This is a genomic window from Pedobacter jeongneungensis (assembly GCF_039538295.1).
Classification (GTDB): Bacteria; Bacteroidota; Bacteroidia; order Sphingobacteriales; family Sphingobacteriaceae; genus Pedobacter; species Pedobacter jeongneungensis.
In genome coordinates this window covers 15,825-42,614 of sequence record NZ_BAABBY010000012.1, presented here as the reverse complement: position 1 = coordinate 42,614, position 26,790 = coordinate 15,825, and the positions used below count along the sequence as shown (strand labels likewise).

Here is a 26,790-nt window from a genome sequence, read left to right as displayed (position 1 = left end):
ATACAACAGGTTTAATTTGCCTAATATAGTAGTGTATTAATTTAATCTACAATATAAATTAAACCGTTATGCATACTCAGAATCAAACTTTCACTGTAGGTAATGCTACATATGTGAATAAAATTAAGAAAATGAAAAAAATACTTCTGGTAGAAGACGACCCAAATTTAGGTTTATTATTACAAGACTATTTGCAGCTTAAAGGCAAGTTTGATGTGGTGTTATGTACCGATGGTGAAGACGGATTAAAAACGTTTAATAAGCAGAACTTCGATCTTTGTATTTTGGATGTAATGATGCCGAAAAAAGATGGTTTTACCCTTGGTAAAGACATTAGAAAGGTAAATACACAGGTTCCGATCATTTTTGCAACGGCTAAAACCATGCTCGAAGATAAATCTGCTGCTTACGATTTAGGTGGTGACGATTACATTACCAAACCTTTTCGTATAGAGGAACTTTTATTGCGCATTAATGCGATGTTTAAGCGCGTTGCCAGCAAAACCGGTAACGATGACGAAGCTGCAGAAACACAGTTTTCTATCGGTAAATATCATTTCGATTATACTACCCAGATTATAACCAGCGACGAGCAGCAGCAGAAACTTTCTACAAAAGAAGCAGAGTTATTGCGTTTGCTGTGTTTAAAAAAGAATACGGTTTTAACCCGCGAAGAAGCTTTGTTAAGCATCTGGCATGATGATAATTACTTTAACGGAAGAAGTATGGACGTGTTTTTAAGTAAACTACGTAAGTACCTGCGTGCCGATCCGGCAGTGGAAATTATCAATGTACACGGGAAGGGATATAAGTTGTTGGTGGGCTAAGGTTTTTAAGGTTGGAATGTTCCGCATTATCGTCATTTCGAGCGGAGTGCAACGCAGTCGAGAAATCTATTTATGACGGGACGATTGAAATATGTTTTAAGGTTGGAATGTTTTAACGTTGCAATGTTCCGGGCACCAAACCAATCTTGCAGCTTTTCAACCCTATTAACGTCATTTCGAGCGGAGTGCAACGCAGTCGGGAAATCTATTATGACGGGATGATTGAAATATGTTTTAAGGTTAGAATGTTTTAACGTTGCAATGTTCCAGGCACCAAACTAGCCTTCCAACCCTTTTAACGTCATTTCGAGCGGAGTGCAACGCAGTCGGGAAATCTATTTATGACGGGACGATTGAAATATGTTTTAAGGTTGGAATGTTTTAACGTTGCAATGTTCCGGGTATCAAACCAACCTTCCAACCTTTAACTTTCTAACTTTTCAACCCTATTAACCTTCAAACATTTCAACCACTTTAAATATAAAGATTCTCCTGAATCGCCGGAATAATATTCCTTTCCTGTGCAAGCTTGAATAAAGTATCAACCGCTTTGCGGCCTTCTTCACCAAGGTTAATGCTGTATTTATTTACGTAAAGCTCAATGTGTTTGTACATCACGCTTTCTTCCATGGCCTGTGCATGCTGACGGATAAAATCGATACCCGATTTTGGATGTGCAAAAGCAAACTCAACCGATTGGCGGATTAAACGGTTTACTTTTAACTGTACTTCGCGGTCTAAATTGCGGTTAATTACAATTCCTCCTAACGGAATGGCACAGCCGGTTAATTTCTCCCAGTAATCGCCCAGATCAACAATTTTATTTAATCCCTTATCCTGATAAGTAAACCTGTTCTCGTGGATAATCAAGCCCAAATCAATCTGATCGTTTAATAAAGCAGATTCAATTTCCGAGAAAACCAGTTCCTGTTTGTTCTGCAAATGTGGGTAGGCAATGCCCAGTAAAAAATTTGCAGTAGTGTATTTTCCCGGGATGCCAATTTTGAGTTCGGAGTTGGGGGTTTGGAGTCTGGATTCGTCGAAATGGGTTTTACTAATCAGCAACGGGCCAACGCCAAAACCAAGCGCGCTACCGGCATCTAACAATGCATATTGGTTGGCTACATAGGCAAAAGCATGAAAACTTAATTTAGTAATATCGAGTTCGCCCTTCATCGCCTTTTGATTCAGGGTTTCTACATCATCGTAAAAAACTTCAAATTCTAATCCTTCAGTATCAATCTTATGATGAATCAGCGCGTCAAAAATAAAAGTATCGTTAGGGCAGGGTGAAAATCCAAGTGTAAGTTTCATCTATTTATTTTTTGTTTTCAGTTGTTAGATGGAACCTTTGATAATTAAATAATTATTTTAATTGTGTCGGGTTCATCAATCAAAATTAACTACTGTGCCACAGTAATCGGTCATAATCAGTTCATTTCTCCAATAAAAGATATGGCCCAATCGTTCAGGTTTTTAATGGCGGGGCCTATTTTCCAATTATCCTTATTTCTGGGTTCTACATAATTGGACACACTTCTAATCTGTAAACAATCTATATTCAATTGTTTCGCGGCATAAAAAACAGCTGCGCCTTCCATGCTTTCGGTAGTTGGATTTAACCTTTCTATCAGGTTTTGAATGCTTTTTTCGCTTCCCGTTACGCAATTCATGGTTATGCCTTTTGCCAGTGGTAAACCTACTTTGCGTTGGGTTTTAGCCGTATAATGATTCTCCCCGAAACCTAAATCGGTTATAGTCAGAAATTCGTCGCCATTTTCTGCCCCAAGCTCTGCAAAAGTATCTTCAGAAATGTTGAGTACCGTGCCCAGTGCGATATTCCGGTCGAAAGCACCGGCAATCCCAAAATTAACCACCAGATCATATTTATGCGAAAGGTGTTTCCCCAGTGCAAAGGCCGTTGCTACCATTCCAACCCCGGTAATTAGCAGGTCGAAATTTTTACTTTCTATGAAATCGCCCTCCGGCAGGTTAAAATGCTGGTAAAAAAAGGTGAGTTCGGCTTTTGTAGCGGCAACAACTAAAGTTTTCATACTGTAAAGTTAGTAGATTATATTTTAGATTTTCTTTAAGCTTTGGTCTTTAGTCTTTAAGCTTAAACCTTTATCCGTATATTTGCATTTTATTTAATAGTAATGATTTACATAACGAGAAAAGCATCATTTAATGCGGCGCACAAACTGGCGCGTACCGATTGGGATGATGATAAAAATAATGAAGTTTATGGTAAATGTGCCAATCCCAACTGGCATGGCCATAACTATTGGCTGTATGTTACAGTAAAAGGCGAGGTTAATCCGGAAACAGGCTTTCTTGTTGACTTAAAATGGCTTAAAGATGTGATGAACGATTATGTGGTAGATAAAGTTGATCATAAAAACTTAAACCTTGATGTTGATTTTATGAAAGGTAAACTGGCATCTACCGAAAACCTGGCCATCGAAATCTGGAAACAGCTGGAAGCCCCGATTGCAGAAAGCGGAGCCATTTTACATTGCGTAAAAATCTACGAAACCGAAAATAATTTTGTTGAATACTTTGGTTAAAAACCTGAATTAATGAGCAATAACGACGCATTTAACGACGAACCAGTGAGCGGTTACGTAAAAGTAGACCGTTACAACGATGAAAAAATTGAAGCTGTAGCAACACATTATAAAGATATATTAGGGCAACTGGGCGAAAACCCTGAACGCGAAGGTTTATTGAAAACCCCGGAGCGCGTAGCCAAGGCTTTGCAGTATTTAACACATGGTTATGATATAAAACCGGATGAAATCCTTAAATCGGCCATGTTTCAGGAAGATTACAGCCAGATGGTGGTGGTAAAAGACATCGAAGTATATTCGATGTGCGAACACCACATGCTGCCGTTTTTTGGTAAGGCACATATTGCATATATTCCTAACGGACACATTGTTGGTTTAAGTAAAATCCCTCGTGTTGTTGATGCTTTTGCCCGCCGTTTACAGGTGCAGGAGCGTTTAACCAACGAAATCAGGGATTGTATTCAGAATACGCTTAACCCAATGGGTGTAGCCGTGGTAATGGAGTGCAGGCACTTATGCATGTCTATGCGCGGTGTACAGAAACAAAACTCGGTGACCACAACATCGGCCTTTACCGGAACTTTTTTAAGCAATGATAAAACAAGAGCCGAGTTTTTAAGGTTAATTACAGCGAGTTTAGACTAGCCGCCTGGCCCCCTTGAGGGGGTGTGGATTTAACAATAACAATTTAACTAAATATTTAATTTCCCCTTTAGGGGATTAAGGGTATGAAAGCATATATTTTTCCCGGACAGGGAGCACAGTTTGTAGGCATGGGTAAAGATCTTTACGAAAACCCCAAAGCCGCAGCATTATTTGAACAGGCAAACGAAATTATCGGTTTCCGCATCAGCGATATCATGTTTGGAGGAACAGATGAAGAACTTAAACAAACCAATGTAACCCAGCCTGCTATCTTTTTGCATTCGGTTATTTTAGCAAAGGTTTTAGGTGATGATTTTAAACCTGATATGGTGGCTGGTCACTCTTTAGGCGAATTTTCTGCCCTGGTGGCGGCAAATGCCTTAAGCTTTGAAGATGGATTAAGGTTGGTTATTGCCCGTGCAAATGCCATGCAAAAAGCCTGCGAGGCAGAGCCATCAACAATGGCGGCTATTTTAGGTTTAGCTGATGATGTTGTAGAAAAAATCTGTGCCGAAATTGATGCAGTAGTAGTACCGGCCAATTACAACTGCCCGGGGCAACTGGTAATTTCAGGAAGCATTGAAGGTATTGACCTGGCTTGTGCCAAATTAACCGAAGCAGGAGCAAAAAGGGCTTTAAAATTAAATGTAGGTGGTGCATTCCACTCGCCTTTAATGGAGCCTGCTAAAATCGAATTACAGGCCGCTATTGAGGCAACCAATATTTCTGCCCCAATTTGCCCGGTTTATCAGAATGTTGATGCAAAACCTTACACCGATCCGGCTGAGATTAAAGCAAATTTAATAAAACAATTAACGGGTGCGGTACGTTGGACACAAACTGTAGGCAATATGCTTGCAGATGGCGCAACTGAATTTGTTGAAGTGGGTCCGGGCAATGTATTACAGGGCCTGGTTAAAAAAGTAAGCCGCGAAGTGCAAACCAGCAGCGCTGCTATAGCTTAATTTAATGCAATAAAATATAACAATGCCAGCGCCATAAGCCCAAAGTTTATGGCGTTGCTTTTTATCAATATTTAATATCTTTATCAGGAGATGAAAATGAGCTTTGGTGTAAAAATTAGGTTTCTATTGCTCGTTTTGGGCTGTTGCCTTATGGTAACGTCTGTTTCGTTGAGCCGTTTTACCACTAAAGACGAATTGCTGGAGCACGATGCTGAACAGATTCAGCAGAACCTTTTGGCTAAAGAACGGTTGGTACAAGCTTTTTTAAACAATAAAAAAGAAGTAGCTAAAGCGAAGCAGTTTCACCTCAATCCTAAAAACGGGATCGATTTCATCAATCGTTATCGCGACATTAACGGCGTTAATCTTTTAACCTTCGAAAATAGTGAGCTTAAGTACTGGAGCACCATTAAGGTTTCTGATATAGACCCCAATACCATTAAAGAGGGTAGTTCGGTATTATTTTTTGCCAATGGCTGGTACGAGGTGATTAAGAGCACTCAGGGCAATTTTAGTCTTATTTTCCTGATTTCCATTCAATCACAATATCCTTTTAAGGAAACACAATACTTTAAAAATGATATCGACCCGATTTTATCAGCCACTAAATTATTAACCTTTGCTTCTTTTACCGATAAGGATGTATATGTAATAAAAAGCCTTGATAATAAGTTTTTATTCGGGCTTAAGGTTAAACAAGGATACGCAGAAACTTACTATTCGGGTACTCAATTGTGGTTGTTTATAGCAGGGATACTGTGTATTTGTATGTTTTTTAATTCCCTCAGCTCGCTCATTGCCCGCCGGGGGCATATTGCCTGGGGAACATTCCTTCTGCTCTTTTTCTTTCTGGCCTTCCGCTTATCCGATTTATATTATGGATGGTTTAATCACCGGTTTACCCTTGATCTTTTTGATCCAAAAATATATGCAGATAGTTTTCTGATGCCCTCATTGGGCGATTTTCTGTTGAATGTTATCGTGCTCACCTGGTTGCTGCTTTTTATGTACAACCATAAGGAGCAATACAAATTTCCAGAGTGGATTAAGCGCAATAAGTTTGTAGGCTTAATTATTCAGGCGGCCTTAATGGTGCTTATCGGTCAGATTGTGTGGGATACCGACGACATTTTTTTCGGACTGATTTTCAACTCCAAGATTAATTTCGACATTGTAAACATCCTGAAACTGAGCGGAACCAGTTGGGTGGGAATTGTAATTTTGTGCCTCGCCTGGTTTCAGATTTACCTCATTACAGTAATTTCGGCCACGGTAAGCCGTCAGCTCAATGTAACCAACAAAGAAAGACTTATTATCTTCCTGATTGGTTTTGCGGCTGTTTTTACCTATAAGCTTTTTGTAGATTTTAATGCATTCTTTATTGTTTTTGCAATGGTATTATTTATCGTTGCAAGGGCCGTGTACCTCAAAGAAAAGCACTTTTCTATCGGTTTGTTTGCCATTGTTTTTTTCTGCCTGGCCTTTAATACTTCTATTAAGTACACAAGGTATAAAGATATTAAAGAGCGTAGCCTGCGCGAACCATTGGCGCGTAAAATACAATCATCAGAAGATTTAAATGCCATTATTGCCCTGGGTACCTTAGGGAATGAAATCGTTAAAGATGATTTTCTGTCGAGATATTTTAAACAAAATAAAACAGCAAACTATGCGGTCCTTAAAAACCACCTGAAAGATTATCTGGACGGTTATTTAAGCAGATACGACTACCAGATTTATCCTTACGATAGATCAGGGATGATTATGGGAAATTCAGATAGTCCACCGATCAATAAATATAAAAACCTCGTAGAAGCAGGTTCGGTAAAAATAGACGGATCTAACTTTTTCTATCAGGTTAACAATACTTTTGGTTATCAGGATTATTTTGGAATTATTTCAGTGGTAGACCAGGGTAATCTGCTCGGTACACTCATTATCGAGTTGCGGTCGAAACCCTACAATTATAATAACCGCCTGCCCGATCTATTAGGCGATCAGAAACTGGCAAAAGATGAAGATTTTAAAGGTTATTCCATTGCTTTTTACAGCAACAATAAGCTGCTAAACCAATCAGGAAACTATACTTATCCGCTTGATGGCAGTGTATTTAAAGGCAAAAAGGACGATTTTGTAATTGACAACGACGATAAACTGCATTACAGCCACATGATTTATAAGCCATCTGGCAGTAAAATGGTTATTATCAGTAAGGCGAAGGTTGATTATGTAGAACGTTTAGCCGCGTTATCTTTCTTTTTTCTGGTATTTATAATCTTCTCTTTAGTACTGTACGGCTTAATCTGGCTGATCAAAAACCTCGATGACGATAAGGTGGGTTGGTTTAGCATCAACCGTTCATTGATGATTAATGCCAATAAAATCTTATATAAAACAAGGATTCAGGTTTCAATTGTGCTCTCTGTGGTCGCTACGCTGGTAATTGTTGGCTGGGTAACCTATTATTACATGAACCTTGAATACCGGGGACAGCAAGATGCAATACTGAAAGATAAAATTAGAAAGGTGCAGCAGAATTTTGAAAAACAGGTATTCAGCAACGGAATTATTTCGAATGATGAAAACGCATTGGCTGATTTTAACAATTTTGCAGATATTAACAATGCCGACCTGAATTTATATGATTTAAGCGGAAACCTGATGATGACCACTTACCCTAAACTTTATAATTATAAAATTATAGGTAAGAAAATGCCCCCGCTGGCCTACGTATCCTTAAATAGCCTTCACCGGTCAGAGTATATAAACCCTAAAGAAAGAATCGGCAATTTAACCTATGCTGCCGCATATGCGCCCATCAGGAATGCCCAGAATAAAACAATTGCCTATATCGGCCTGCCAAACTACTCAAATGAAGAAGAATATACTGATAAGATTGCCCTTTTTGTAAGTAACCTGATCAATATTTATGCACTTGTTTTTGTGGCAATTGGCGTGCTGGCTGTGTTTTTAGCCAATCAGATTACCAGTCCGTTAACCTTTATTCAGGAGAGCATCAGCAAAACTAAAATAGGGCAAAAAAATGCACCGATTGTATGGCGCAGGCACGATGAAATCGGCTCTTTGATTAAAGAGTACAATAATATGATTTCGGCTTTAGAGGCCAGTGCGCTAAAACTGGCACGGTCGGAACGTGAAAGTGCCTGGCGCGAAATGGCCAAGCAGGTTGCCCATGAAATTAAAAATCCTTTAACGCCTTTAAAACTTGGGGTTCAGTTGCTGGAAAAATCATGGAGAGAGAAAGATCCGAACTTCGAACTGAAATTTAACAAATTCAGCAAATCGTTTATCGAGCAGATTGATAGTTTATCGAAAATTGCTTCTGAGTTCTCCAATTTTGCTAAAATGCCCGATACTAATCTGGAGCGTCTTGCATTGCTTCCCGTTATTGAGCGGGCGAGGGAAGTTTTTAAAAGCACAGAGAATGTAACAATTGATATCATCAACAAAAGTACCGGCGATATCGAAATTATGGCTGATCACGATCAGTTATTAAGAACTTTCAATAACCTGCTTAAAAATGCTATAGAAGCCATTGATGAGGAGTCGTTATGCTGCATCACCATTGTCGTTTATGTGGATCCTCAGAATGCCTACATCGAAATTAAAGACAACGGGAAGGGGATTCCGCCATCGCTGCACGATAAGATCTTTGTACCTAACTTTACAACAAAAACATCCGGAACCGGCTTGGGCCTTGCCTTTGTAAAACAGGCCGTAGAAAATGCAGGTGGAACGGTTAAATTTACCTCAATAAATGGCTTTGGAACTACTTTCTATTTAAGTTTCCCTTTGGCCTAAAAATAAATTTGTGGTTACAGTTTAATTAAGATCGTTTAATTTTACCTCAGCTCTACCTGAGCCTTGCCCATGGTATTACCATCAGCATATAAAATTACGGTATAGATGCCTTTGATAAAAGGCTTTGGGTTTGCCCAATCGATAACATAGGTGCTGTCATCGTTATTGTAATTGATAAAGATAGAATGGCTGTACTGCATGTCCTGCCCATCGGCTTCAAAACGGTTGCCCTCATCGGCCAGTAAATTCCCTGCAGGATCAAATACCCTTAAGTAGATGTTGTGATGGCCTTTTTCTGCAAGCTGGTTGGGGATGATGGTAAAGCGGACACTCAGTTTTTCGGCGGTAGACGATTTGGTTACTTCAACTTTTTTGCCGCTCGATTTTGTTCTGAAAGCAACAATCCCGGCATTTTGAAGCTTTAATGCTGCTGCGGTTTTAACCTTTGCGTTGAGGCTGGAGTTTTCGTTTTCCAGGTTCGACGCCTTATTGCTGATGTTCCTCAGGGTGTTTTGTAAACTATCTCTACTATTTTTTAGAAAGATATTGTCTTTTTGCAGCTGGATAATTTGCTCGTTGTATTTTCTTACAAATGTTTTCAGCTCATTAATCTGTGCATTGGCTTTGTCGAGTTCAACTTGTGTAAGCTGGCCTTTTTCTAAAGCGGCCTTAAGTTCTTCAATTTTAACACGCGCCAGTTTCTGTTCATCAACAAGCTTATCGTTCAGGTCGAGGTTTAAAGCATTTACCTTATCTAGCTCAACCTCAATCTTTTCTACTTCGAGCCGCAGCTTATCCTTTTCTGCACTGATGCTTACAGATCTTTCGCTCTGCTTTCGGTCTTTAAAAAACAGGTAAGCATTTGTGCCGATTAAAGCTGCTATAACGATAACGAGGAAGTAAATTTTGTTTCTGTCACCCTTATTAATCTTTTGTGGTTCCATTCTAATAACGCTGTATCTTCTTTAAATTAATATACTTTTGTTCTTCCATAGGTAAATGGGGGTACACAATTAAGTTAGCAGGGTGCAAATTAAAATTTTTAATAAACTTATAAGAGTTTTTAAAAAAAATCGTTTACTTGCTAATGTTCATTTGTATTCAAATTAACACAAACACACAACCTGAATAAAAAATAAGACAGAAATAATGCTTAAAAACTTCCTATACGCACTTTTATCTTTAACTGTAATACCTTATATATTAAATGCACAACCTTTATCAAAAATTGCACCAAAAAGGGAGTTTAGAGGTGTATGGGTGGCTACTGTTACCAATATCGACTGGCCATCCAGACCGGGTTTAAACATTGATCAGCAAAAACAAGAACTGATCGGGATTTTAGAACGACATAAAAGCCAGGGCATGAATGCCATTATTTTGCAGGTAAGGCCTGCTGCTGATGCTTTTTATGCAAAATCGCGCGAGCCCTGGAGCCAGTGGCTAATGGGAAAGCAGGGTTTAGCACCGGCACCAGGCTACGATCCGCTAGCTTTTGCCATTAAAGAAGCCCATTTCAGGGGGATGGAACTGCATGCCTGGTTTAACCCATACCGGGCAAGCATGAGCAGCTCTGCCGTATTGAGCGAAGACCATGCTTACCGCAAACATCCTGATTGGTTTTTTACCTATGGAGGCAAAAAGCAGTTCGATCCGGGTATTCCGGAAGTGAGGGAGTATATTGTGCAGGTAATTTTGGATGTAGTGAAAGGATATGATGTAGATGGCATCCATTTCGACGATTATTTTTATCCTTATAAGGTAGAAGGACAGACCATTAACGATGGCAATACTTTTTATAAATACCCTAATAATTTCTCAGACATTAAAGATTGGCGCAGGAATAACGTAGATCTGTTGATTAAACAACTGGATGATAGTATTCATCATTATAAAAAATGGGTAAAATTCGGAATTAGTCCGTTTGGTATCTGGAAAAATAAGTATGAGGATCCCGAAGGTTCTGCTACGAGTGGATTATCCAATTATGCGGAGCTTTTTGCCGATAGCCGGAAATGGGTAAGAGAAGGATGGGTAGATTATATCAATCCGCAGATTTATTTTACGTTTACCAGAAGGGTAGCGCCTTATGGTGTGTTGGTTGATTGGTGGAGCAATAATACCTATGGCAGGCATGTGTACATTGGCCAGGGGGCTTATCTGGTTAATTCGAGGGCAGAAGCCGCCTGGAAGAATCTGAACGAAATCCCGAACCAGATCAGGTACCTGAGGGAAAATAACAGGATTCAGGGAAGCGTATTTTTTAGTTCCAAATCATTAAGTACCGTTGCAAAAGCAGTTGGTGATTCGTTAAAGAACGATTTTTATAAATATCCGGCTTTGCCACCACAAATGCCATGGCTGGATGAAGTACCGCCAAATGAACCGATGGCGTTAACTGCTGATGCACTCAAAGATGGCGTGCATTTAAAATGGCAACTTCCATTAAAAGCTAAAGATGGAGAAACGGCTTCAGGTTTTGTAATTTACAGGTTTAGCGAAGGCGAAAAGATTTCGGTGCTCGACCCTAAAAATATCATCAAAATAAGTTTCGAAGATTACCTTTCATTTATTGATACCAGTGTAGAAAGCGGAAAACGGTATAGCTACCTGGTAACTGCGCTTGATCGTTTAAAAAATGAAAGTGAACCTGGCGGACCTGTTGGTGTAGAAGTGCCTTTGGCGAAGGAATAGAAGTCACGGATTTACATTGCGAGAAGGCTTTTTCAGCCGACGAAGCAATCTTTAAAATATGGATTATAGCGATCGTTGTAAGATTGCTTCGTCGTTCCTCCTCGCAATGACGACTTTTTTTTGGCTTTGTTGATTCGAGAGCTTTTTTAGTATGTAGGACCCTGAAATGAATTCAGGGTGACGGCCATAACTGAAACATTTACTTTGACAATCTTTTGGCATTTTGCCTATAAGATTGTCAAAGTTTAGGTTCATCCCGGATGACGGCACTTTATTGAAGCTGTCAGGCAGAACTTATTTCAGCATCTTTTTCTGCTGGATAGACCCTGAAATGAATTCAGGGTGACGGTTATAACTGAATTGAGCTTGTCGAAGGGTCAGTCGATTCCCTTTCAATAATGCTGGGGTTAAGTATAACATGCTCAATTTTGGAATAAGGATTTTTTTGTCCGATCATTTTAAGAAACATATTGGCGCATTCCTTACCCATTTGCGAAGCATGCTGATCAATGGTTGATAAACTGGGTGTGATGTAGGCAGAAAAAGCCTCGTTAGCAAAGCCGATCACCCCAATTTCAGGTGGAGTTGCACCAATTTCCTTGAGTTTTTGGATTAACCCCAGGGCTGTAAAATCGTCGCCTGCAATAATGGCATCAGGTTTATGGTTGCGCATTAATTCGCCTGCACCAAAATGGCCGTCTTTTATGGACAAGCCGCCCAAAATCATATGATCTGTTATAACGGGTAGTTTTTGGTCTGCAAGTGCTGCCTTGTATCCTTCTAAACGATCGGTAAAGATTTTAACCTGATGGGCAGTAGTTACGAATGCAATTTTTTTATAGCCCTTATCAATTAAATGTTTAGTGGCCATATACCCTGCCTTAAAATCATCAAGTGTGATGGTAGGTACATTTAAACCGGTATTTACCCGGTCGAAAAGGATAAGCGGTTTATTCTGTTCAATAATTTCGGCGAAATGGGAAACGTCTTTGGTTTCTAAAGATAAAGAGGCCATAATGCCGTCTACCTGCGCTTCGAGCAATGTTTTTACCCCGTTAATTTCGTTTTCTACAGTTTCGTTCGATTGATAAATAATGACCCTGTACCCACTGTCTTTCAGGCCATCTTCTATGCAATGAATAATTGAAGCGAAAAAATGAGCCTCCACACTGGGTACAATTACCCCGATAATATAGGTTTTGCCTGATTTTAAGGCCGAAGCAAGCTTATTAGGGCTATAGTTCAGCTTTTTGGCCATATCTACTACAGCTTTCCTTGTGGTATCGCTGATGGCAGGGAAGCCGCTTAATGCCCTCGAAACGGTTGATACCGTAATGTTAAGCGCATTGGCGATATCGTATATAGTGGTTTTCTTTTTCAATTGGTCAGGTAAATCATCAAAACAATGGGCGAAATTACTAAACCTTAATAATAATGTTCTTTTTATACATGAAATATAGTAAAACATAAAACCCGAGTACGTAAGTAATGGCCCAAACCAGTGAAGCATTTATCGGACTAAAAAACGGGGTATAGCAGGTTTCGTAAAACCTCACAAGTAAGCCCGTTTTGGTGCCATCGGGTTTGGTGAGCTGAATGAGGTTGAGCACTCTGGGGGCTAACCCCGCAAGAAAAAATACCGTGATGGCATTTACGCCATAAACCACGAAAGGAGTGGTAAATTTTTTATAACCCTGAACGTCAATAATCCAGTAACAAAGCGCTAATCCGATAGAAGCCAGTCCACCGGCGTAAAGTACATATGAGCTTGTCCACAGCGCTTTATTGATCGGGAACTGTAAATCCCACAACAGGCCTAAAACAACCGCTGTAATACCGGTAGTAAAAAGCCAGGCTACTTTTGTTGGATTATCTACATCTTTTCTGCGCATCCAAACGCCAACCAGAATACCAAAAAGGCAGGTGCCGATTGCGGGTAAGGTACTTAAAATACCTTCCGGATCCCATGTTTTTGAAGATGCCCAGGTATGCGCTTCGGTTAAGATGCCACGATCGATCCAGGCGGCTAAATTGGTTTCTTTTTCCAGGTTGGGATAACCCACGCCCGGAACGGGGATAAAAGTCATCAATGCCCAATAAATAGCGAGTATTACAATGAAAGTTCTGAAAATGGTTTTGGTTGAGGCTTTAATGAAAATAATACTACTGATGATAAAAACAATGCCTATTCTTTGCAAAACTCCTAATAACCTCACGGTTTGGAAGGCTTCCCAAATGGATTTATCATCGATAATGGCGCTGATGATTTTCCCGAAAATGGCCAGGAAAAAACCGAGCAGATAAAGTATTACACCTCGTTTAATGGCTTTAATGATTGTTTTTTGATGTGTAGCCGGATCTGCTTTGCTGCTGCTCATGGCAAAAGCAATTGATACGCCCACAATCCATAAAAAGAATGGGAAAATCAGGTCTGTAGGGGTGCAGCCGTTCCATTCTGCATGTTCTAAAGGTGCGTAAATGTGGCCCCAACTGCCCGGATTATTCACTAAAATCATTGCAGCTACTGTTAGTCCCCTGAAAAAATCAAGAGATAGCAATCGTTGTTTAGGTTCGGTCATGATCAGTTGGTTTGGATTGAGCTAACTAATTTAGAGTATTGTTTTTAGAAAGAGAAATAAATAAGAAGTTTGGGAGGGTGAAGAGGGAGGGCAAGTTGTCTTTTAAGGTTTTACTTCAGCAGTATCGTCATTTCGAGCGGAGTGCAACGCAGTCGAGAACCACCTAAGTGCTCAGCGAAGCTAAATCTATCTCGAGGTAGATCTCTCCCCGCCTGTACGGGCAGGCGTTCCGCTGCGCTTCAGTCGAGATGACGATCGTTTTCATTACAGATTTCTTTAAAGATGCTTCGCTGCGCTCAGCATGACAGTGTAGGTGTATGGCAAAAAAAAATCCTGCTTTGCGTTAACAAAGCAGGATTGATATTCATTTTAAATTAATCTTCAAACTTCCAGCGTACAAAAGCTTCCATTGCTTCGTACTCTGCAAGGCCAAGTTCATCGTAAGCTTTTGCGGTATCGCGGTTGCGGTCTTCAGCACGTTGCCAGAACTCCCTTGCATCATCACCAGGGAAAACGGCCCTGTCTTTTTGACTCTGGTGTTTAAAAATCGCATATTTTTTGCGCTCAAGTTCTTTTGGAGAAATTGGAACAGCCATTTCGATTTCATGCGTTTCAAACTCATACCAGGCGCCACGGTACATCCATAACCAGCAATCCTGTGCCCAGGCTTCGGTTTTGCGTAAGCGTTTTAGTGCGGCAAGTATAATGTTGAAACAAACAATGTGTGTACCATGTGGATCCTCAAAATCGCCTGCGGCGTAAACCTGGTGTGGTTTAACTTTCTGCAGTAATTCTATTGTAAGCTCGATATCGGCATCAGTTACCGGGTTTTTCTGCACCTTACCGCTTTCGTAAAATGGAAGGGCCTGAAAATGAATATGATCATCCTCTAAACCGCAGTAACGTGCACCAGCAATGGCTTCACCTTTTCTGATTAATCCTTTAACCGTTTGGATCTCTGGCGTATCAACCTGGTTTGGTTTTTTCTGCTCAATAAAAGTCCTCATCTTGTTATAAAGATCCTTTAAATGCGTATTATCCATGCCCATTTTTTCGGTAAAATCTACGTTGAATTCTACAAAACGCAGTGCATCGTCGTCCCAAACCGCAGTATTTCCAGAAGTTTGGTAAGCTACGTGTACATCATGTTTCTGATCAACCAAACGGATAAAAGTACCGCCCATTGAGATTACATCATCATCAGGATGTGGAGAAAAAATAATTACCCGTTTTTTAGCCGGTTCAGCTCTTTCTGGACGTTGAGAATCATCAGCATTCGGTTTACCGCCCGGCCAACCGGTAATGGTGTGCTGTAGTTTATTAAAAATATGAATGTTGATGTTGTAAACCGGCCCTTTTTCGGTAGCCAGTTGTGCCATACCATTATTATTATAATCGTCTTCCGTTAATTTTAAGATCGGTTTTTTAAGGGTGTTGGCTAACCAAATCACCGCTTTACGGATCAAAGCATCGGTCCAAACGCAATCTTTAACCAGCCATGGTGTATCAAAACGGGTTAGTTCAGAAGCCGCTGGTGCATCAAGGATAAACTCTACATTTTCAGAAAGCTGCAGGTAGGTTGCCGGTACATCGCCAGAAATTTCGCCTTCTACCGCTTTTTTAATAATCGAAGCTTTTTTACGGCTCCATGCCATTAAAATAATTTCCCTTGCTTTAAAAATGGTACCAATACCCATGGTAATGGCTTTGGTTGGTACAAAGCTTTTTCCACCGAAATCGCGTGCAGCATCACGGCGGGTAAGGTCATCTAAAGTAACTAAACGGGTACCGGAGTTCGGTGCAGAGCCCGGCTCGTTAAACCCGATGTGACCAGTACGGCCAATACCCAAAATCTGGATATCCAATCCGCCAAGATCACCGATTTTCTTTTCATATTCCAAACAAAATGCCGGAATATCCTCCAGTGCTAATGTACCGTCCGGAATGTGAACATTGTTCCTGTCGATATCGATATGATCGAAAAGGTTTTCGTTCATAAAGGTAACGTAACTCTGTACGGCAGTTGGCGCCATTGGATAGTATTCATCCAGGTTGAAAGTAATTACGTTTTTAAAACTTAAACCCTCTTCTTTGTGCAGTCTAACCAGTTCGGCATAAACGGCAATTGGGGTAACACCTGTTGCTAAGCCCAGTACTGCAGGTGCGTTGTTTGCTTGTTTTGATTTAATGAGTGCCGCAATGCGGTGTGCTACATTAACGGAAGCAATTTTTGGATTCTCGAACACGCTTACGGGTAACTTCTCGAAACGTGTCTCCTCCAGTAGATTTAATCTAGCCATTTTTTTTATATGGATTTTAATGTACGGAGCAGTAAATATAGGCAGTTATGCCCGATTTGTAACAAAGGATATTTACTTTTATTGGAAGTATTTACATAAAATTCGATTTAGGGGGCAGACAAACGTTTGATCTTTTTAAGATAAAATCAATATGAACGCACAGATTCAAAAGTTGTACAGCAAAGCAGCAAAAACAGAACGTTTTATTATCGGCTTAATGAGCGGAACTTCTATGGATGGACTGGATATTGCACTCTGTTCAGTTCAAGGAAGTGGACCAGATTCGGATATCCGTTTGCTGAAATTTAAAACCGGCGATTATACTGATGATTTCAGGGCGAAAATTAAAGCTGTTTTTTCTAAAAAAGAAGTCGACCTGCAATTGGTTTGTCTGATGAATGAGCATATTGCCAATACACATGCAACACTGATTAACGAAGCTTTGGAAGAATGGGGGGTAGAAAAGGAAGAGGTTGATTTTATAGCGAGCCACGGACAAACGATTTTCCATGCGCCAAAATCTTTGCATCAACTGGCCGATTATCCAAATGGTACGCTGCAGATTGGAGATGGCGACCACATTGCCATAAAAACCGGGATTATTACCCTTTCTGATTTCAGGCAGAAACATTTAGCTGCAGGCGGCGAAGGCGCACCTTTAGCAGTTTATGGTGATTACCTGATGTTTTCGAAAGCCGGAGAAGACCGCGTAATGCTCAATATTGGCGGGATCGCTAATTTTACGTACCTGCCGGGAAGTATGGATGCCGGTGCGGTTTTTTCTACAGATGTTGGTCCGGGGAATACGCTGATGGATCAGTACATGCAAAAACATTTTAACCGGTTTTACGATAAAAATGCGGCTGTAGCCCTGAGTGGTGAGGTAAATAATCAGCTTTTGTCTGCTTTGCTCGATTGTGGTTTTTTTGACCTGGATTTTCCTAAAACCACCGGGCCGGAACTGTTTAACCTCGAATATGTAACAAAAGCTCAGGAAATATCTTCCACAATCGACATTAGTAAAGAGGATGTAATGGCTACATTATGCCACTTTTCTGCCGAAACCATTGCCAATGCGATAAAACGCTGTTTTGGGGAAAATGCCCGCGCACAGGTGTTTATGAGCGGCGGCGGAATGCATAATCCATTGCTGGTAAAACAGCTTCAGGCAATATTGCCGTCCTGTAATTTTTTAACTACTGATGATTTAAATATCAATCCTGATGCTAAGGAAGCCGTTTTATTTGCTGTGCTGGCAAACGAAACCCTTTGCGGTAAACCGATCAATTTTGGCGACAGGAAAGGGGTACCTTCGGTTTGTATGGGGAAAATTAGCCTCCCGGAGTAAAGTGGAGTCCATAGCGTCCATTAACCTTTAACATTTCAACCTTCAAACATTCCCATATTCCAACCTTACAACTTCAAACTTTTCAACATCCTAACCTTTCAACATTCTTTGTGCGGTATTTTGTTAAATTTGTTTTAACACTAATCTTCTAACACAAACCAAATTTTATGGAAAAAAGTTACCTAAAATGGTCAACAGGATTTTTTGCAATTTTGTTGATCCCATTTCTGCTGCTTCTGTTTACAGAGATGGCTCAGGCACAGAACAAGCGCTATACCATTAATGGTAAAGTGACCGATGCCTCAAATAACGAAGCCATCCCGGGCGTTGTGGTTAAAATCCTCAATACAAATTTGGCAACCAGTACCAATGCCAACGGTGGCTATACTTTTGCGGTAGATTTAGCTCCCGGTAAATACCAGGTCCAGTTTTCTTATGTGGGTTACAAGAGCAAAATTCAGTCGGTCGACCTTGGCGGCAACGATCAGGTTCAGTTAAATGCTGCCTTAGGTGCCGATGCTGTTGGTTTGGATGAAGTAATTGTAACTGGAACATCGCAGGGAACCACCAGAAAAGAACTGGGAAGTTATGTAAGTACCGTTAAAGGAGATGACCTTAATAAGGCACCCAGCGGAAACGTACTTTCATCACTACAGGGAAAAACTGCGGGTGCGCAGATTAGTCAGAATTCAGGTGATCCTGCAGGCGGCTTATCTGTCCGTTTGAGGGGAATTAGCTCTGTTAATTCATCATCCGAACCACTTTACATTATTGATGGGGTAATTGTAAACAATTCGACCACCAGGGTTACCAACACATCAAGCAATTACGATGGCGGAAACTTTGTAGGCAGTATCGGTCAGAACAGGATGGTTGATATTAACCCGGCAGACATTGAGCGTATAGAGGTTTTAAACGGAGCTGCTGCTGCGGCCATTTACGGTTCGCGGGCAAATTCGGGGGTGATCCAGATTTTTACCAAAAAAGGAGTAAGCGGAGCAGCACAGGTTAATTTTAGCACCAGTTTAACGCTGAGCCACTTACGCAAGGAAATTGAGGTAAACCAATCGCCGGTAAAGTTTGGCGGTTCGGTTAATTCCTTTACGCAGGATGTGATCCAGACAGTTGGCGATCCGGCTGTTCTGCTCACCAATACCACACCGGTAACCCGTTACAATTATCAGGACTATATTTTCCAATCAGCTACCGGTACCGATAATACCATATCTGTTTCAGGAGGGAATGAGAACACAAAGTATTATACTTCGGCGGCATATTTCAGCAACCAAGGAATTATTAAAAATACCGATTTTACCCGTTATAATTTCAGGGCAAACATCGATCAGAAAATCACCGAATGGGCAAAACTGAGTGCAGGTTTAAATTATATCCGCAGTTCTGCCAACGAGAAACCCGATGGAAATTCATTTTTCTCGCCCATGAACTCGGTCACCATTATTGGTAACTTCCATGATATTTTTGCAAGAGATGCAAACGGCAATTTACTTGCAGTGGGCGAACGGGGCAGGGTAAACCCGGTTTCGGTAATAGAAGATATTAAACAGCGCCAGGAAACCAACCGCATTATTGCCAATGCCAATTTAAAATTGTACCCGGTAAAAAATCTGACGTTGGATTTTACATTGGGTGTTGATAATTCGGGTCAGAGCGGCTCAACTTATATTCCACCTTTTGCATATAACGTAAATCCAGATTTTTATGGTGGAGGCGCTGCTTTAGATGGTACATTAAATGGCTATGCCAGTGCGGCAACCAATAATGCTTTTCAGTTTAATAACGAGTTTAATGCTACTTATCAGGCTAAATTATCCGATCTGATTTCATCAACAACACAGGTGGGTTATTCCTTCCAGTATGAAAAAACCAGGTATCAGCTGGTAAACGGTCGGGGTTTGGCACCATTAATCGAAACGGTAAATGCCGCGGCAACCCAATTGCCCAGTGTTGATGGCCGTACTGAGCTCTCAGTAAGTGGCGGTTATGTTCAGCAAAACTTTAAATATAAAGATCATTTATTTGTTACCGGTGCCTTACGGGTAGATCAGTCATCTGTTTTTGGTTCAGCCAACCGCACACAGGAATATTTAAAAGGAAGTTTAAGTTATGTGCTTTCTTCGGCCGATTACTGGAAAAGCTTTGGTGTTTCCGATTGGTGGGATGCTTTTAAAATCAGGGCCGCTTATGGCGAATCGGGCAACTTAACCGGTATTGGTGCTTATGACCGGATTAATGCATATTCTACTCAATCGTTTTTAGGCCGGGCTTCACTTTTCTCCAGTGCAACCCTCGCAAACGAAAATGTTAAGCCCGAACGTCAGCGCGAACTGGAATTGGGAACCGACCTGTCTTTCTTTAAAAACAGGTTAGGCTTACAGTTTAACTGGTATAATAAAAAAGTGAGCGATTTGTTAATTGCAAGCGTACAGGCACCTTCAACAGGGTTTTCAAGCTTGCTGGATAACATTGGTTCGTTAAGGAACAAGGGTATTGAACTGGTGCTGAACGGAACGCCTGTTTCGGCTAAAGATTTCAAATGGAATACATCGGTTGTATTTAACAGAAACAGGAATACAGCGCTTGATGTGGGCGGTTTAAGGTTATTCAGTACAAATCCGGGTGCTCCTGTGGCGATTATAAATGGTGAAGCAATCGGTGTTTTCTACGGAACTTTTTTTGCACGTAATCCAGATGGCAGTCTGTTAACCAATGCCGCTGGTATTCCGCAGATTGAAAAAGGGATTCAAAATTCCGCTACCACATTTACCCCTCAGCGTGATGCCAACGGCATGCCTATGGGAACCACTTTACGTAAAGTAATCGGGAATCCGAACCCTGATTATAACATGTCGTTTGTGAATGATTTTACCTATAAAAAGCTGAATTTACATGTGCAGTTCGATGCTGTACAGGGAGGAAATGTGTGGAATGCCGACTGGAGAACCCGCCAGGGTGTAGGAAACGGTAAGGTAGCCAAGCAGGAACAAATGGGCTTATTGCCAAGAGGTTACGTTGCCGGTGTTTATGCCATTGAAGAGTGGCGGATTGATGATGGCTCTTTTGTAAAGTTAAGGGAGATTTCATTAAGCTATAATGTGGGGAAACTGAAATTTTTAAGGGACCTTACTGTAACGGTGAGCGGCAGAAACCTGATTTCGTGGGATAATTACAAAGGTTATGATCCGGAGTTAAATTCTGGCGGACAATCGACCATATTACGGAATATAGATTTTGGTTCGGTGCCAATTCCGCGCACTTTTAGTTTAGGTCTGTCAGTTAAATTATAATCGTTAAAGAAATTTTTATGAAAATTTTAAAAAATAATATTTCGACAAAAATAACCTGTTTAACGCTTTCGTTAGCATTGTGCTTAGCCTCTTGCACTAAAGAATATCAGGATCCATCAAGGGCAAAAACGGACGTAGCCTTAGGTTCGCAACAGGGCTTAACTGCTGTGGCCATTGGTTTGCAACGGGTATATACTTTAAGCAGAACGGGCGTAATGTTCAGTTCTGTAGCTGCAAATGGCTTTGTAACCAACGAGCTAAGGTTGCTCAATTCAGGAAATATTCCCGAATTGCAGTTAAGCACCGGTGGCAGTGCAGTGGATGGAACCAATACCATCCTGTTTAACCTTTGGGCCAGTGCCAATAAAATTGTGTACGATGCCGATCTGGTAATTACCAACGCCAATAATTTGGGTGATAAAGGCTATGCTGCAGGTTTAATTGCTTATTCGAGCATATTTAAAGCCTTGGCTATTGGCAATATGGCGCAATATTGGGAAAAAATTCCTGATGGTACAGGTAAAAACGTAGCCTACATTACCCGTGCTGCGGGTTTTAACAAAGCAATCGCCGTTTTGGATAATGCCCTAACAGTTATTGCGGCCAATCCAATTTCGGCCAGCTTTTTAAGTAATGTACCCACAGATGTAAATATTGTAAATACCATACATGCCTTAAAAGCACGTTATGCACTATTTTCTGGTAATTATACGCTTGCCTTAACAGAAGCCAATGCAGTGGATTTAACAAAAGCTTCATTTTTTAAATTTGATGCTACTTCGCCGAATATCCTGTTCAGCATTATTTCTTCCAATAATGTTTTTCAGCCATTAAATGCAAACTTAGGTCTAACAGGCGCAAATGTTCCTGATGCTGCGGATAAAAGAATCCCTTTTTATACCCTTATGGCAGGATCTCCGGCAACTTTACGCATGAATGGTTTTGCTGCAGCAACTGCAAGTCCTTTCCCGATTTATTTACCAGGCGAGATCATTTTAATCAAAGCCGAAGCACTTGCCCGCCAGCCGGACCTCACCAATTCGTTAATTGAGTTAAACAAGGTGGTAACCAAAACCTCAGATCTTTTTGGAGTGGCTGCAGCATTGCCGCCATTGGTTGGCCCTTATACCCAACAACAATTATTGGATCTGATCTATAAACACCGTTCAATTGAACTGTATGCCTCAGGATTAAAAATTGAAGACATGAGAAGGTTTAATCAGCCGCTGGCAGATCGTAAACGGAATTTTTTTCCTTATCCATTCCAGGAGCGCGATAACAATACCAATACCCCTGCCGATCCAACTTTTTAGGAGGTCGGTAAAAAGGTTGTATGATCAAACCAGTCTCTTTAAAAATTGTCGCGTTGAATCTGTCAAAATGCCTTAAATGGTGTTTTGACAGGTTCTTCGAAAATCTAACATTGACAGACACTGATAGAAAATTTGTCATCTCGACCGGAGCAAAGTGAAGCGGAGAAATCTACCTCGAGATAAATGTAGCTTCGCTGGGCATTCCGTGGTTTTTGACTCCGTTGCACTCCGCTCGAAATGACGATAGCTTAGGGACGTTAGAGATAGAAGCTTTCTGTAAAAAATATTGACTTATGCACTAATTATTCCTCAGGCTGATCATTCTATATGGATAATACAGCCTTTTTGCTATAAAATATTCAGCTCTTTCTCGCGGTAGCGCGAAAGCGATTCATTTTCTATATCCAGCTCCGTAATCAGGTAGCTGATGCTTTCTATCGGGCAAACCCTCAACCTTAACGCAATATCGAGTTTTTCGGAGATGCAGAGTACCGCTGTTCTTTTTGCACAGGCCAGCATCGCTTTTTTAAGCTGGTTAATTTCCCAATAAGTATCGGTTAAACCCTCATCATGGTGGATGGCGCTGGTACCCATCAAACACAAATCGGCCTTAATTTCTGATAATTGTGTAATTACCTGACCGCCATAAGTAACCTGCGAATTTTTAGAGAATAACCCGCCGATCAAAATTACTTCAATATTATTGTATTTGGCCAATTCTACGGCTACCAGCGGACTAATGGTAAAAAATGTAGCCGTAATTCCCTGCGGAAGCAGTTTAACGAATTCCAAAATTGTGGTTCCGCCGCCTGTTAAAACCACCATGCCATCTTTTATCAGCTGGACGGCCTTTCTACCGATCGCGATTTTACTATCCCGGGCATAAACCGTACTGTCATCAAAAGAGCTGTGGTACGATTTGGATAAAGCACCTCCATGCACCTTGTAAAGCAGGTTTTCATCAACAAGTTCCTGTAAATCCCTTCTAATCGTATCTTCTGACACATTAAGCAATTGCACCAGATCAGAGGTTAATACACGGTTGTGTAGGTTGATCTGCCGCATAATAAAATCATGGCGTTCTTTTTTCAACATAGGTAGATGTTTGGTTAAACGAAAGTATAAAAGATTTTTAGATTTTTAAATATTGCGTGATTTTGCGTGTTTTTGCAATATAATTTTATTATTGCTTGGTAAATAGTTTGTTAAATACTTTTTTATTCCAAATAATTTATGATATTAGCATAAAAATGCGTTATTGTGCGTGTTTTTGTGTAACTAACTGAACAACTAAACAAATCATTTCACCCCTCCAAAACTGGCAGTTTATGAAAAAAAAACTACTACTAATTTTTATTGGTACGTTTTTGTTGCTGGCTCATGCCATTGCGCAGCAAATAACCATTACCGGTAAGGTTACATCTTCTGATGGGCCTATACCTGGTGTTTCTATCCGTGTAAAAGGAAGCACGATAGTTGCACAAACCAATGCCGATGGAAATTATTCCATCAAAGCCCAAAAGGCTGATATACTTGTTTTCTCTTACATTGGCTTTAAAACACAGGAGAAAGCTGTTGGAGGTAACACCTCAATCAATATTGTAATGGCTAGTGATGCCAGCAACCTTGAAGAGGTAGTAGTTACGGGTCAGGGTATTACCCGTAATAAAAAAGCATTGGGCTATTCCGCTCAGATACTTAAAGGTGCCGAAATTGCAGATACACAGCGCGACAATTTTCTTAATGCGCTACAAGGCCGGGTAGCAGGTGCAATTATTACCCCAACAACAGGATTACCCGGATCTTCTTCTCAGATTATCATTCGCGGTGGCGTTTCATTAGATGGGGATAACCAGCCATTGTTTGTAGTGGATGGCTTACCGATTTCAAATAAAACATTTTCTGATTACAGCCTGGTTGGGCAAGGTAGTTTTAACCGGACTAATGATTATGGCAACCGTGTAATGGATATTAATCCGGAAGAAATTGAATCGATAACCATTTTAAAAGGGCCGGAAGCTGCCGCCTTATATGGAACAGAAGGCGCTTCGGGTGCTGTTGTTATTACTACAAAAAAAGCTAAAGCCGGTACTGCGAGAGCTACTTATAGCAATTCGTTCAGAGTAGAGAATATCTATCGTTTCCCTGATTATCAAACGGTTTACGGTGGTGGCGCAGGTGGTATATTTGATGAAGAAGTAAGAACCCGGACTTATTTTGGAGCAAAATATCCGGATAAACTTCCAACTTATAATAACCTTCAGAATTTTTACCAAACGGGCTTTACGCAAAAGCATAATGCATCTGTAGAAGGTGGATCAGAAAAACTATCGGTTAGGACAAGCCTGGGTTACACAGATCAAAAAGGGTATATTCCGGGAACTGGTTATAACAGCTTAAATTTCAAACTAAGTGGTGTTTCAAGAATCAGCGATAAGCTGAGCCTTAATGCATCGGTAAATTTCATTTCATCCAAAACTGATAAAACTTACAGAGGTGCCGGTAGCCCGATGTTAAGTTCATTGTCATGGCCAAGGGTAGATGACATGCGTAATTATATCGATCCACAAACAGGAGGAAGGAGAATTCTGGGTACAAGTTTAGGCGCAGAGTTAGATAATCCTTATTGGGGCGTAAATAAAAACCCTAACTATGATAAGTTAAACCGCGTTTTAACCAATGTAGGTTTAGATTATACACCCGCTAAATGGTTTTCGTTAACAGGTAGGGTTGGTGCAGATATGTTTACACAAACAGGGCTATCGGCATACCATCCTCAATCATATGCATCAAATGTGAGTGGAACCGGGTATTCTGGTGGTGGTATTAATACTTACCAGGATGTTAAACAATTATTCAACGCTTCACTAGTTGGTACGTTTAGAAAAGATTTCGGAAAATTTAAACCGATTTTAAGAATAGGGGCCGATTTAACGGACGATGATGATGCTACTAATGCACAGTTCGGAACACGTTTTTTTGAGCAGGATTATTATAGTATCAATAATACCGATCCAACAACCCAGCGTGTAGCTTATTCTGATTTTTTAAAGCGCAAGTTTGGGGGTTTTGCACAGGCAGAATTAGGTTATGACGAATATCTTTACTTAACCTTAACCGGTCGCGAAGATGTTTCATCAACACTTCCGGTTAAAAATAACAGTTTCTTTTATCCTGCAACATCTTTAAGTTTTGTCTTTTCAGAACTGCCTGCCGTAAAAAAATTAAACTGGTTATCCTTTGGTAAATTAAGGGCATCATGGGGCCAGTCTGGTAAAGATGCCAGAACAGCCTACATTACTAAAACCAAGCTTATTGCGCAAACCACAACCGGTGGTGGCTTCGCTACAGACGTAACTGCCGGAAACCCTGATCTGGTTGCAGAATTTACTACCTCTAAAGAGGTTGGTATGGAGTTGGGCTTTTTTAATAATAGATTGTCGTTCGATTTTTCTTTATATGAGAACCTTTCCGATAAACAGATTACCGCACCGCGTTTGAGTTATGCAACAGGTGCGATTTTAGGCTACATCAATAGCGGAAAGATCAGGAATAGAGGATTCGAACTTCTTATTAAAGGAACACCAGTTAAAACTAAAGATTTTACATGGGATATTTCTGCAAATATTTCACGTAACCGTGGTTACATCCTTTCTCTTCCAGCCGGTCAGGATGTATTCTATCTATCTGATACCTGGTTAACGGATGATGTTAGGGCGCAATATACTGTAGGATCTTCTATTTCGGCATTTGCCGGTCAGAATTATCTCCGTAACAATGCTGGTCAGATATTGATCAATCCTGTTAACGGAATGCCGATCAGGGATACCAACTTTACACCTATCGGCGATAGGGCACCGGATTTTGGCGCAGGTATTACCAATAGCTTTACCTATAAAAATTTCAACCTGTCGTTCTTGTTAGATATTAGGAAAGGTGGTGATATTTATAATGCCACAGAAGAATATCTTTATCAAAGAGGTCTATCCAAGTTAAGTTTAGATCGTGAAACACCACGTATTATAGAGGGTGTTTTTAGAGATGGTTTGGAAAATACAGCGAACCCTACAAAAAATAATATTGTGGTTATTCCATATATTACTACCTCTTATTACTCTACCTACTTTAATACCGCCGATTTCCTTCAAAAAGATGTGAATTGGATCAGATTAAAAGACATTACCTTAAGTTACAACCTCCCTAAAAGTTTGTTCGCCAAAAGCAGGGTAGTTAAAAATGCCAGTGTTTTCTTTACAGGCACCGATTTGCTGTTGATTACAAACTATAATGGGGTAGATCCGCAAGTAAACGGGCTTAATGCATCTTCTGGTGGCTTGGGTGGTTCGGGAATTGATTATGGCTCTGCAGGTCAGCCACGGGGTTATAATTTTGGTCTTAAACTTGGTTTTTAATTCAAATTAA

At 40.5% G+C, this 26,790-nt stretch carries 17 protein-coding genes; 10 read left to right on the top strand and 7 right to left on the bottom strand.

The window, feature by feature from the left end:
- Positions 1 to 131: 131 nt before the first annotated feature.
- A complete protein-coding gene (locus ABD769_RS20800) occupies positions 132 to 827 on the top strand; it encodes a response regulator transcription factor (RefSeq protein ID WP_344853287.1) in 696 nt (231 codons plus the stop codon).
- A gap of 474 nt (positions 828 to 1,301) precedes the next feature.
- Here ABD769_RS20800 and ABD769_RS20795 read toward each other — a convergent pair whose 3' ends face one another.
- Positions 1,302 to 2,141, bottom strand: a complete 840-nt coding sequence (locus tag ABD769_RS20795) for a menaquinone biosynthesis family protein (protein WP_344853286.1) — start codon at positions 2,139 to 2,141, stop codon at positions 1,302 to 1,304.
- 116 nt (positions 2,142 to 2,257) lie between these two features.
- Complete coding sequence (mqnB, locus tag ABD769_RS20790) at positions 2,258 to 2,881, bottom strand: futalosine hydrolase (protein ID WP_344853284.1); 624 nt, start codon at positions 2,879 to 2,881, stop codon at positions 2,258 to 2,260.
- A 102-nt stretch (positions 2,882 to 2,983) separates the two neighbouring features.
- Between mqnB and ABD769_RS20785 the strand changes: the two genes are divergently transcribed.
- From ABD769_RS20785 to ABD769_RS20770, 4 genes are all read left to right on the top strand, one after another.
- On the top strand, positions 2,984 to 3,394 hold the full coding sequence (locus ABD769_RS20785; protein ID WP_344853283.1) for a 6-pyruvoyl trahydropterin synthase family protein: 411 nt from the start codon (positions 2,984 to 2,986) through the stop codon (positions 3,392 to 3,394).
- A 12-nt stretch (positions 3,395 to 3,406) separates the two neighbouring features.
- Positions 3,407 to 4,042, top strand: a complete 636-nt coding sequence (folE, locus tag ABD769_RS20780) for a GTP cyclohydrolase I FolE (protein WP_344853282.1) — start codon at positions 3,407 to 3,409, stop codon at positions 4,040 to 4,042.
- 83 nt (positions 4,043 to 4,125) lie between these two features.
- Positions 4,126 to 5,007 carry an ACP S-malonyltransferase gene (fabD, locus tag ABD769_RS20775; protein ID WP_344853281.1) on the top strand — a complete coding sequence of 294 codons (882 nt, stop codon included), beginning with the start codon at positions 4,126 to 4,128 and terminating at the stop codon, positions 5,005 to 5,007.
- 90 nt (positions 5,008 to 5,097) lie between these two features.
- Positions 5,098 to 8,829, top strand: coding sequence for a sensor histidine kinase (locus tag ABD769_RS20770; RefSeq protein ID WP_344853280.1), 3,732 nt, complete (start codon positions 5,098 to 5,100; stop codon positions 8,827 to 8,829).
- A gap of 41 nt (positions 8,830 to 8,870) precedes the next feature.
- Here the strand turns inward: ABD769_RS20770 and ABD769_RS20765 are convergent, their stop codons facing one another.
- Positions 8,871 to 9,773 (bottom strand): hypothetical protein, encoded by a 903-nt coding sequence (locus tag ABD769_RS20765; protein WP_344853279.1) that lies wholly within the window; start codon positions 9,771 to 9,773, stop codon positions 8,871 to 8,873.
- A gap of 205 nt (positions 9,774 to 9,978) precedes the next feature.
- Here ABD769_RS20765 and ABD769_RS20760 point away from each other — a divergent pair, with 205 nt between their 5' ends.
- Entirely contained in the window at positions 9,979 to 11,523 is a 1,545-nt protein-coding gene (locus ABD769_RS20760) for a glycoside hydrolase family 10-like protein (RefSeq protein WP_344853278.1), read from the top strand.
- 349 nt (positions 11,524 to 11,872) lie between these two features.
- On the opposite strand, the gene ABD769_RS20755 is transcribed toward ABD769_RS20760, so the two are convergent.
- The 3 genes from ABD769_RS20755 to nagB all read right to left on the bottom strand — a co-directional run bounded on the left by ABD769_RS20755 (position 11,873) and on the right by nagB (position 16,402).
- On the bottom strand, positions 11,873 to 12,904 hold the full coding sequence (locus ABD769_RS20755; RefSeq protein WP_344853277.1) for a LacI family DNA-binding transcriptional regulator: 1,032 nt from the start codon (positions 12,902 to 12,904) through the stop codon (positions 11,873 to 11,875).
- A 37-nt stretch (positions 12,905 to 12,941) separates the two neighbouring features.
- Positions 12,942 to 14,102: an acyltransferase family protein gene (locus ABD769_RS20750; protein WP_344853276.1), complete on the bottom strand. Its 1,161-nt coding sequence runs from the start codon at positions 14,100 to 14,102 to the stop codon at positions 12,942 to 12,944.
- A gap of 374 nt (positions 14,103 to 14,476) precedes the next feature.
- Positions 14,477 to 16,402: a glucosamine-6-phosphate deaminase gene (nagB, locus tag ABD769_RS20745; RefSeq protein ID WP_344853275.1), complete on the bottom strand. Its 1,926-nt coding sequence runs from the start codon at positions 16,400 to 16,402 to the stop codon at positions 14,477 to 14,479.
- Between the two features lie 151 nt (positions 16,403 to 16,553).
- Between nagB and ABD769_RS20740 the strand changes: the two genes are divergently transcribed.
- The 3 genes from ABD769_RS20740 (at position 16,554) to ABD769_RS20730 (ending at position 22,368) form a co-directional block, all read left to right on the top strand.
- Positions 16,554 to 17,750: an anhydro-N-acetylmuramic acid kinase gene (locus tag ABD769_RS20740; RefSeq protein ID WP_344853274.1), complete on the top strand. Its 1,197-nt coding sequence runs from the start codon at positions 16,554 to 16,556 to the stop codon at positions 17,748 to 17,750.
- A 167-nt stretch (positions 17,751 to 17,917) separates the two neighbouring features.
- Entirely contained in the window at positions 17,918 to 21,055 is a 3,138-nt protein-coding gene (locus ABD769_RS20735) for a SusC/RagA family TonB-linked outer membrane protein (RefSeq protein ID WP_344853273.1), read from the top strand.
- A gap of 17 nt (positions 21,056 to 21,072) precedes the next feature.
- Entirely contained in the window at positions 21,073 to 22,368 is a 1,296-nt protein-coding gene (locus ABD769_RS20730; RefSeq protein ID WP_344853272.1) for a RagB/SusD family nutrient uptake outer membrane protein, read from the top strand.
- A 348-nt stretch (positions 22,369 to 22,716) separates the two neighbouring features.
- Here the strand turns inward: ABD769_RS20730 and ABD769_RS20725 are convergent, their stop codons facing one another.
- A complete protein-coding gene (locus ABD769_RS20725) occupies positions 22,717 to 23,463 on the bottom strand; it encodes a DeoR/GlpR family DNA-binding transcription regulator (RefSeq protein WP_344853271.1) in 747 nt (248 codons plus the stop codon).
- 233 nt (positions 23,464 to 23,696) lie between these two features.
- Here ABD769_RS20725 and ABD769_RS20720 point away from each other — a divergent pair, with 233 nt between their 5' ends.
- Positions 23,697 to 26,780, top strand: coding sequence for a SusC/RagA family TonB-linked outer membrane protein (locus ABD769_RS20720; protein ID WP_344853270.1), 3,084 nt, complete (start codon positions 23,697 to 23,699; stop codon positions 26,778 to 26,780).
- Positions 26,781 to 26,790 lie beyond the last annotated feature (10 nt).

What these genes read in the sequence shown, in the direction of transcription:
- ABD769_RS20800 (WP_344853287.1), top strand. Translation starts at nt 132, where the DNA reads ATGAAAAAAATACTTCTGGTAGAAGACGACCCAAATTTAGGTTTATTA.
- ABD769_RS20795 (WP_344853286.1), bottom strand. Translation starts at nt 2,141, where the DNA reads ATGAAACTTACACTTGGATTTTCACCCTGCCCTAACGATACTTTTATT.
- mqnB (WP_344853284.1), bottom strand. Translation starts at nt 2,881, where the DNA reads ATGAAAACTTTAGTTGTTGCCGCTACAAAAGCCGAACTCACCTTTTTT.
- ABD769_RS20785 (WP_344853283.1), top strand. Translation starts at nt 2,984, where the DNA reads ATGATTTACATAACGAGAAAAGCATCATTTAATGCGGCGCACAAACTG.
- folE (WP_344853282.1), top strand. Translation starts at nt 3,407, where the DNA reads ATGAGCAATAACGACGCATTTAACGACGAACCAGTGAGCGGTTACGTA.
- fabD (WP_344853281.1), top strand. Translation starts at nt 4,126, where the DNA reads ATGAAAGCATATATTTTTCCCGGACAGGGAGCACAGTTTGTAGGCATG.
- ABD769_RS20770 (WP_344853280.1), top strand. Translation starts at nt 5,098, where the DNA reads ATGAAAATGAGCTTTGGTGTAAAAATTAGGTTTCTATTGCTCGTTTTG.
- ABD769_RS20765 (WP_344853279.1), bottom strand. Translation starts at nt 9,773, where the DNA reads ATGGAACCACAAAAGATTAATAAGGGTGACAGAAACAAAATTTACTTC.
- ABD769_RS20760 (WP_344853278.1), top strand. Translation starts at nt 9,979, where the DNA reads ATGCTTAAAAACTTCCTATACGCACTTTTATCTTTAACTGTAATACCT.
- ABD769_RS20750 (WP_344853276.1), bottom strand. Translation starts at nt 14,102, where the DNA reads ATGACCGAACCTAAACAACGATTGCTATCTCTTGATTTTTTCAGGGGA.
- nagB (WP_344853275.1), bottom strand. Translation starts at nt 16,402, where the DNA reads ATGGCTAGATTAAATCTACTGGAGGAGACACGTTTCGAGAAGTTACCC.
- ABD769_RS20740 (WP_344853274.1), top strand. Translation starts at nt 16,554, where the DNA reads ATGAACGCACAGATTCAAAAGTTGTACAGCAAAGCAGCAAAAACAGAA.
- ABD769_RS20735 (WP_344853273.1), top strand. Translation starts at nt 17,918, where the DNA reads ATGGAAAAAAGTTACCTAAAATGGTCAACAGGATTTTTTGCAATTTTG.
- ABD769_RS20730 (WP_344853272.1), top strand. Translation starts at nt 21,073, where the DNA reads ATGAAAATTTTAAAAAATAATATTTCGACAAAAATAACCTGTTTAACG.
- ABD769_RS20725 (WP_344853271.1), bottom strand. Translation starts at nt 23,463, where the DNA reads ATGTTGAAAAAAGAACGCCATGATTTTATTATGCGGCAGATCAACCTA.
- ABD769_RS20720 (WP_344853270.1), top strand. Translation starts at nt 23,697, where the DNA reads ATGAAAAAAAAACTACTACTAATTTTTATTGGTACGTTTTTGTTGCTG.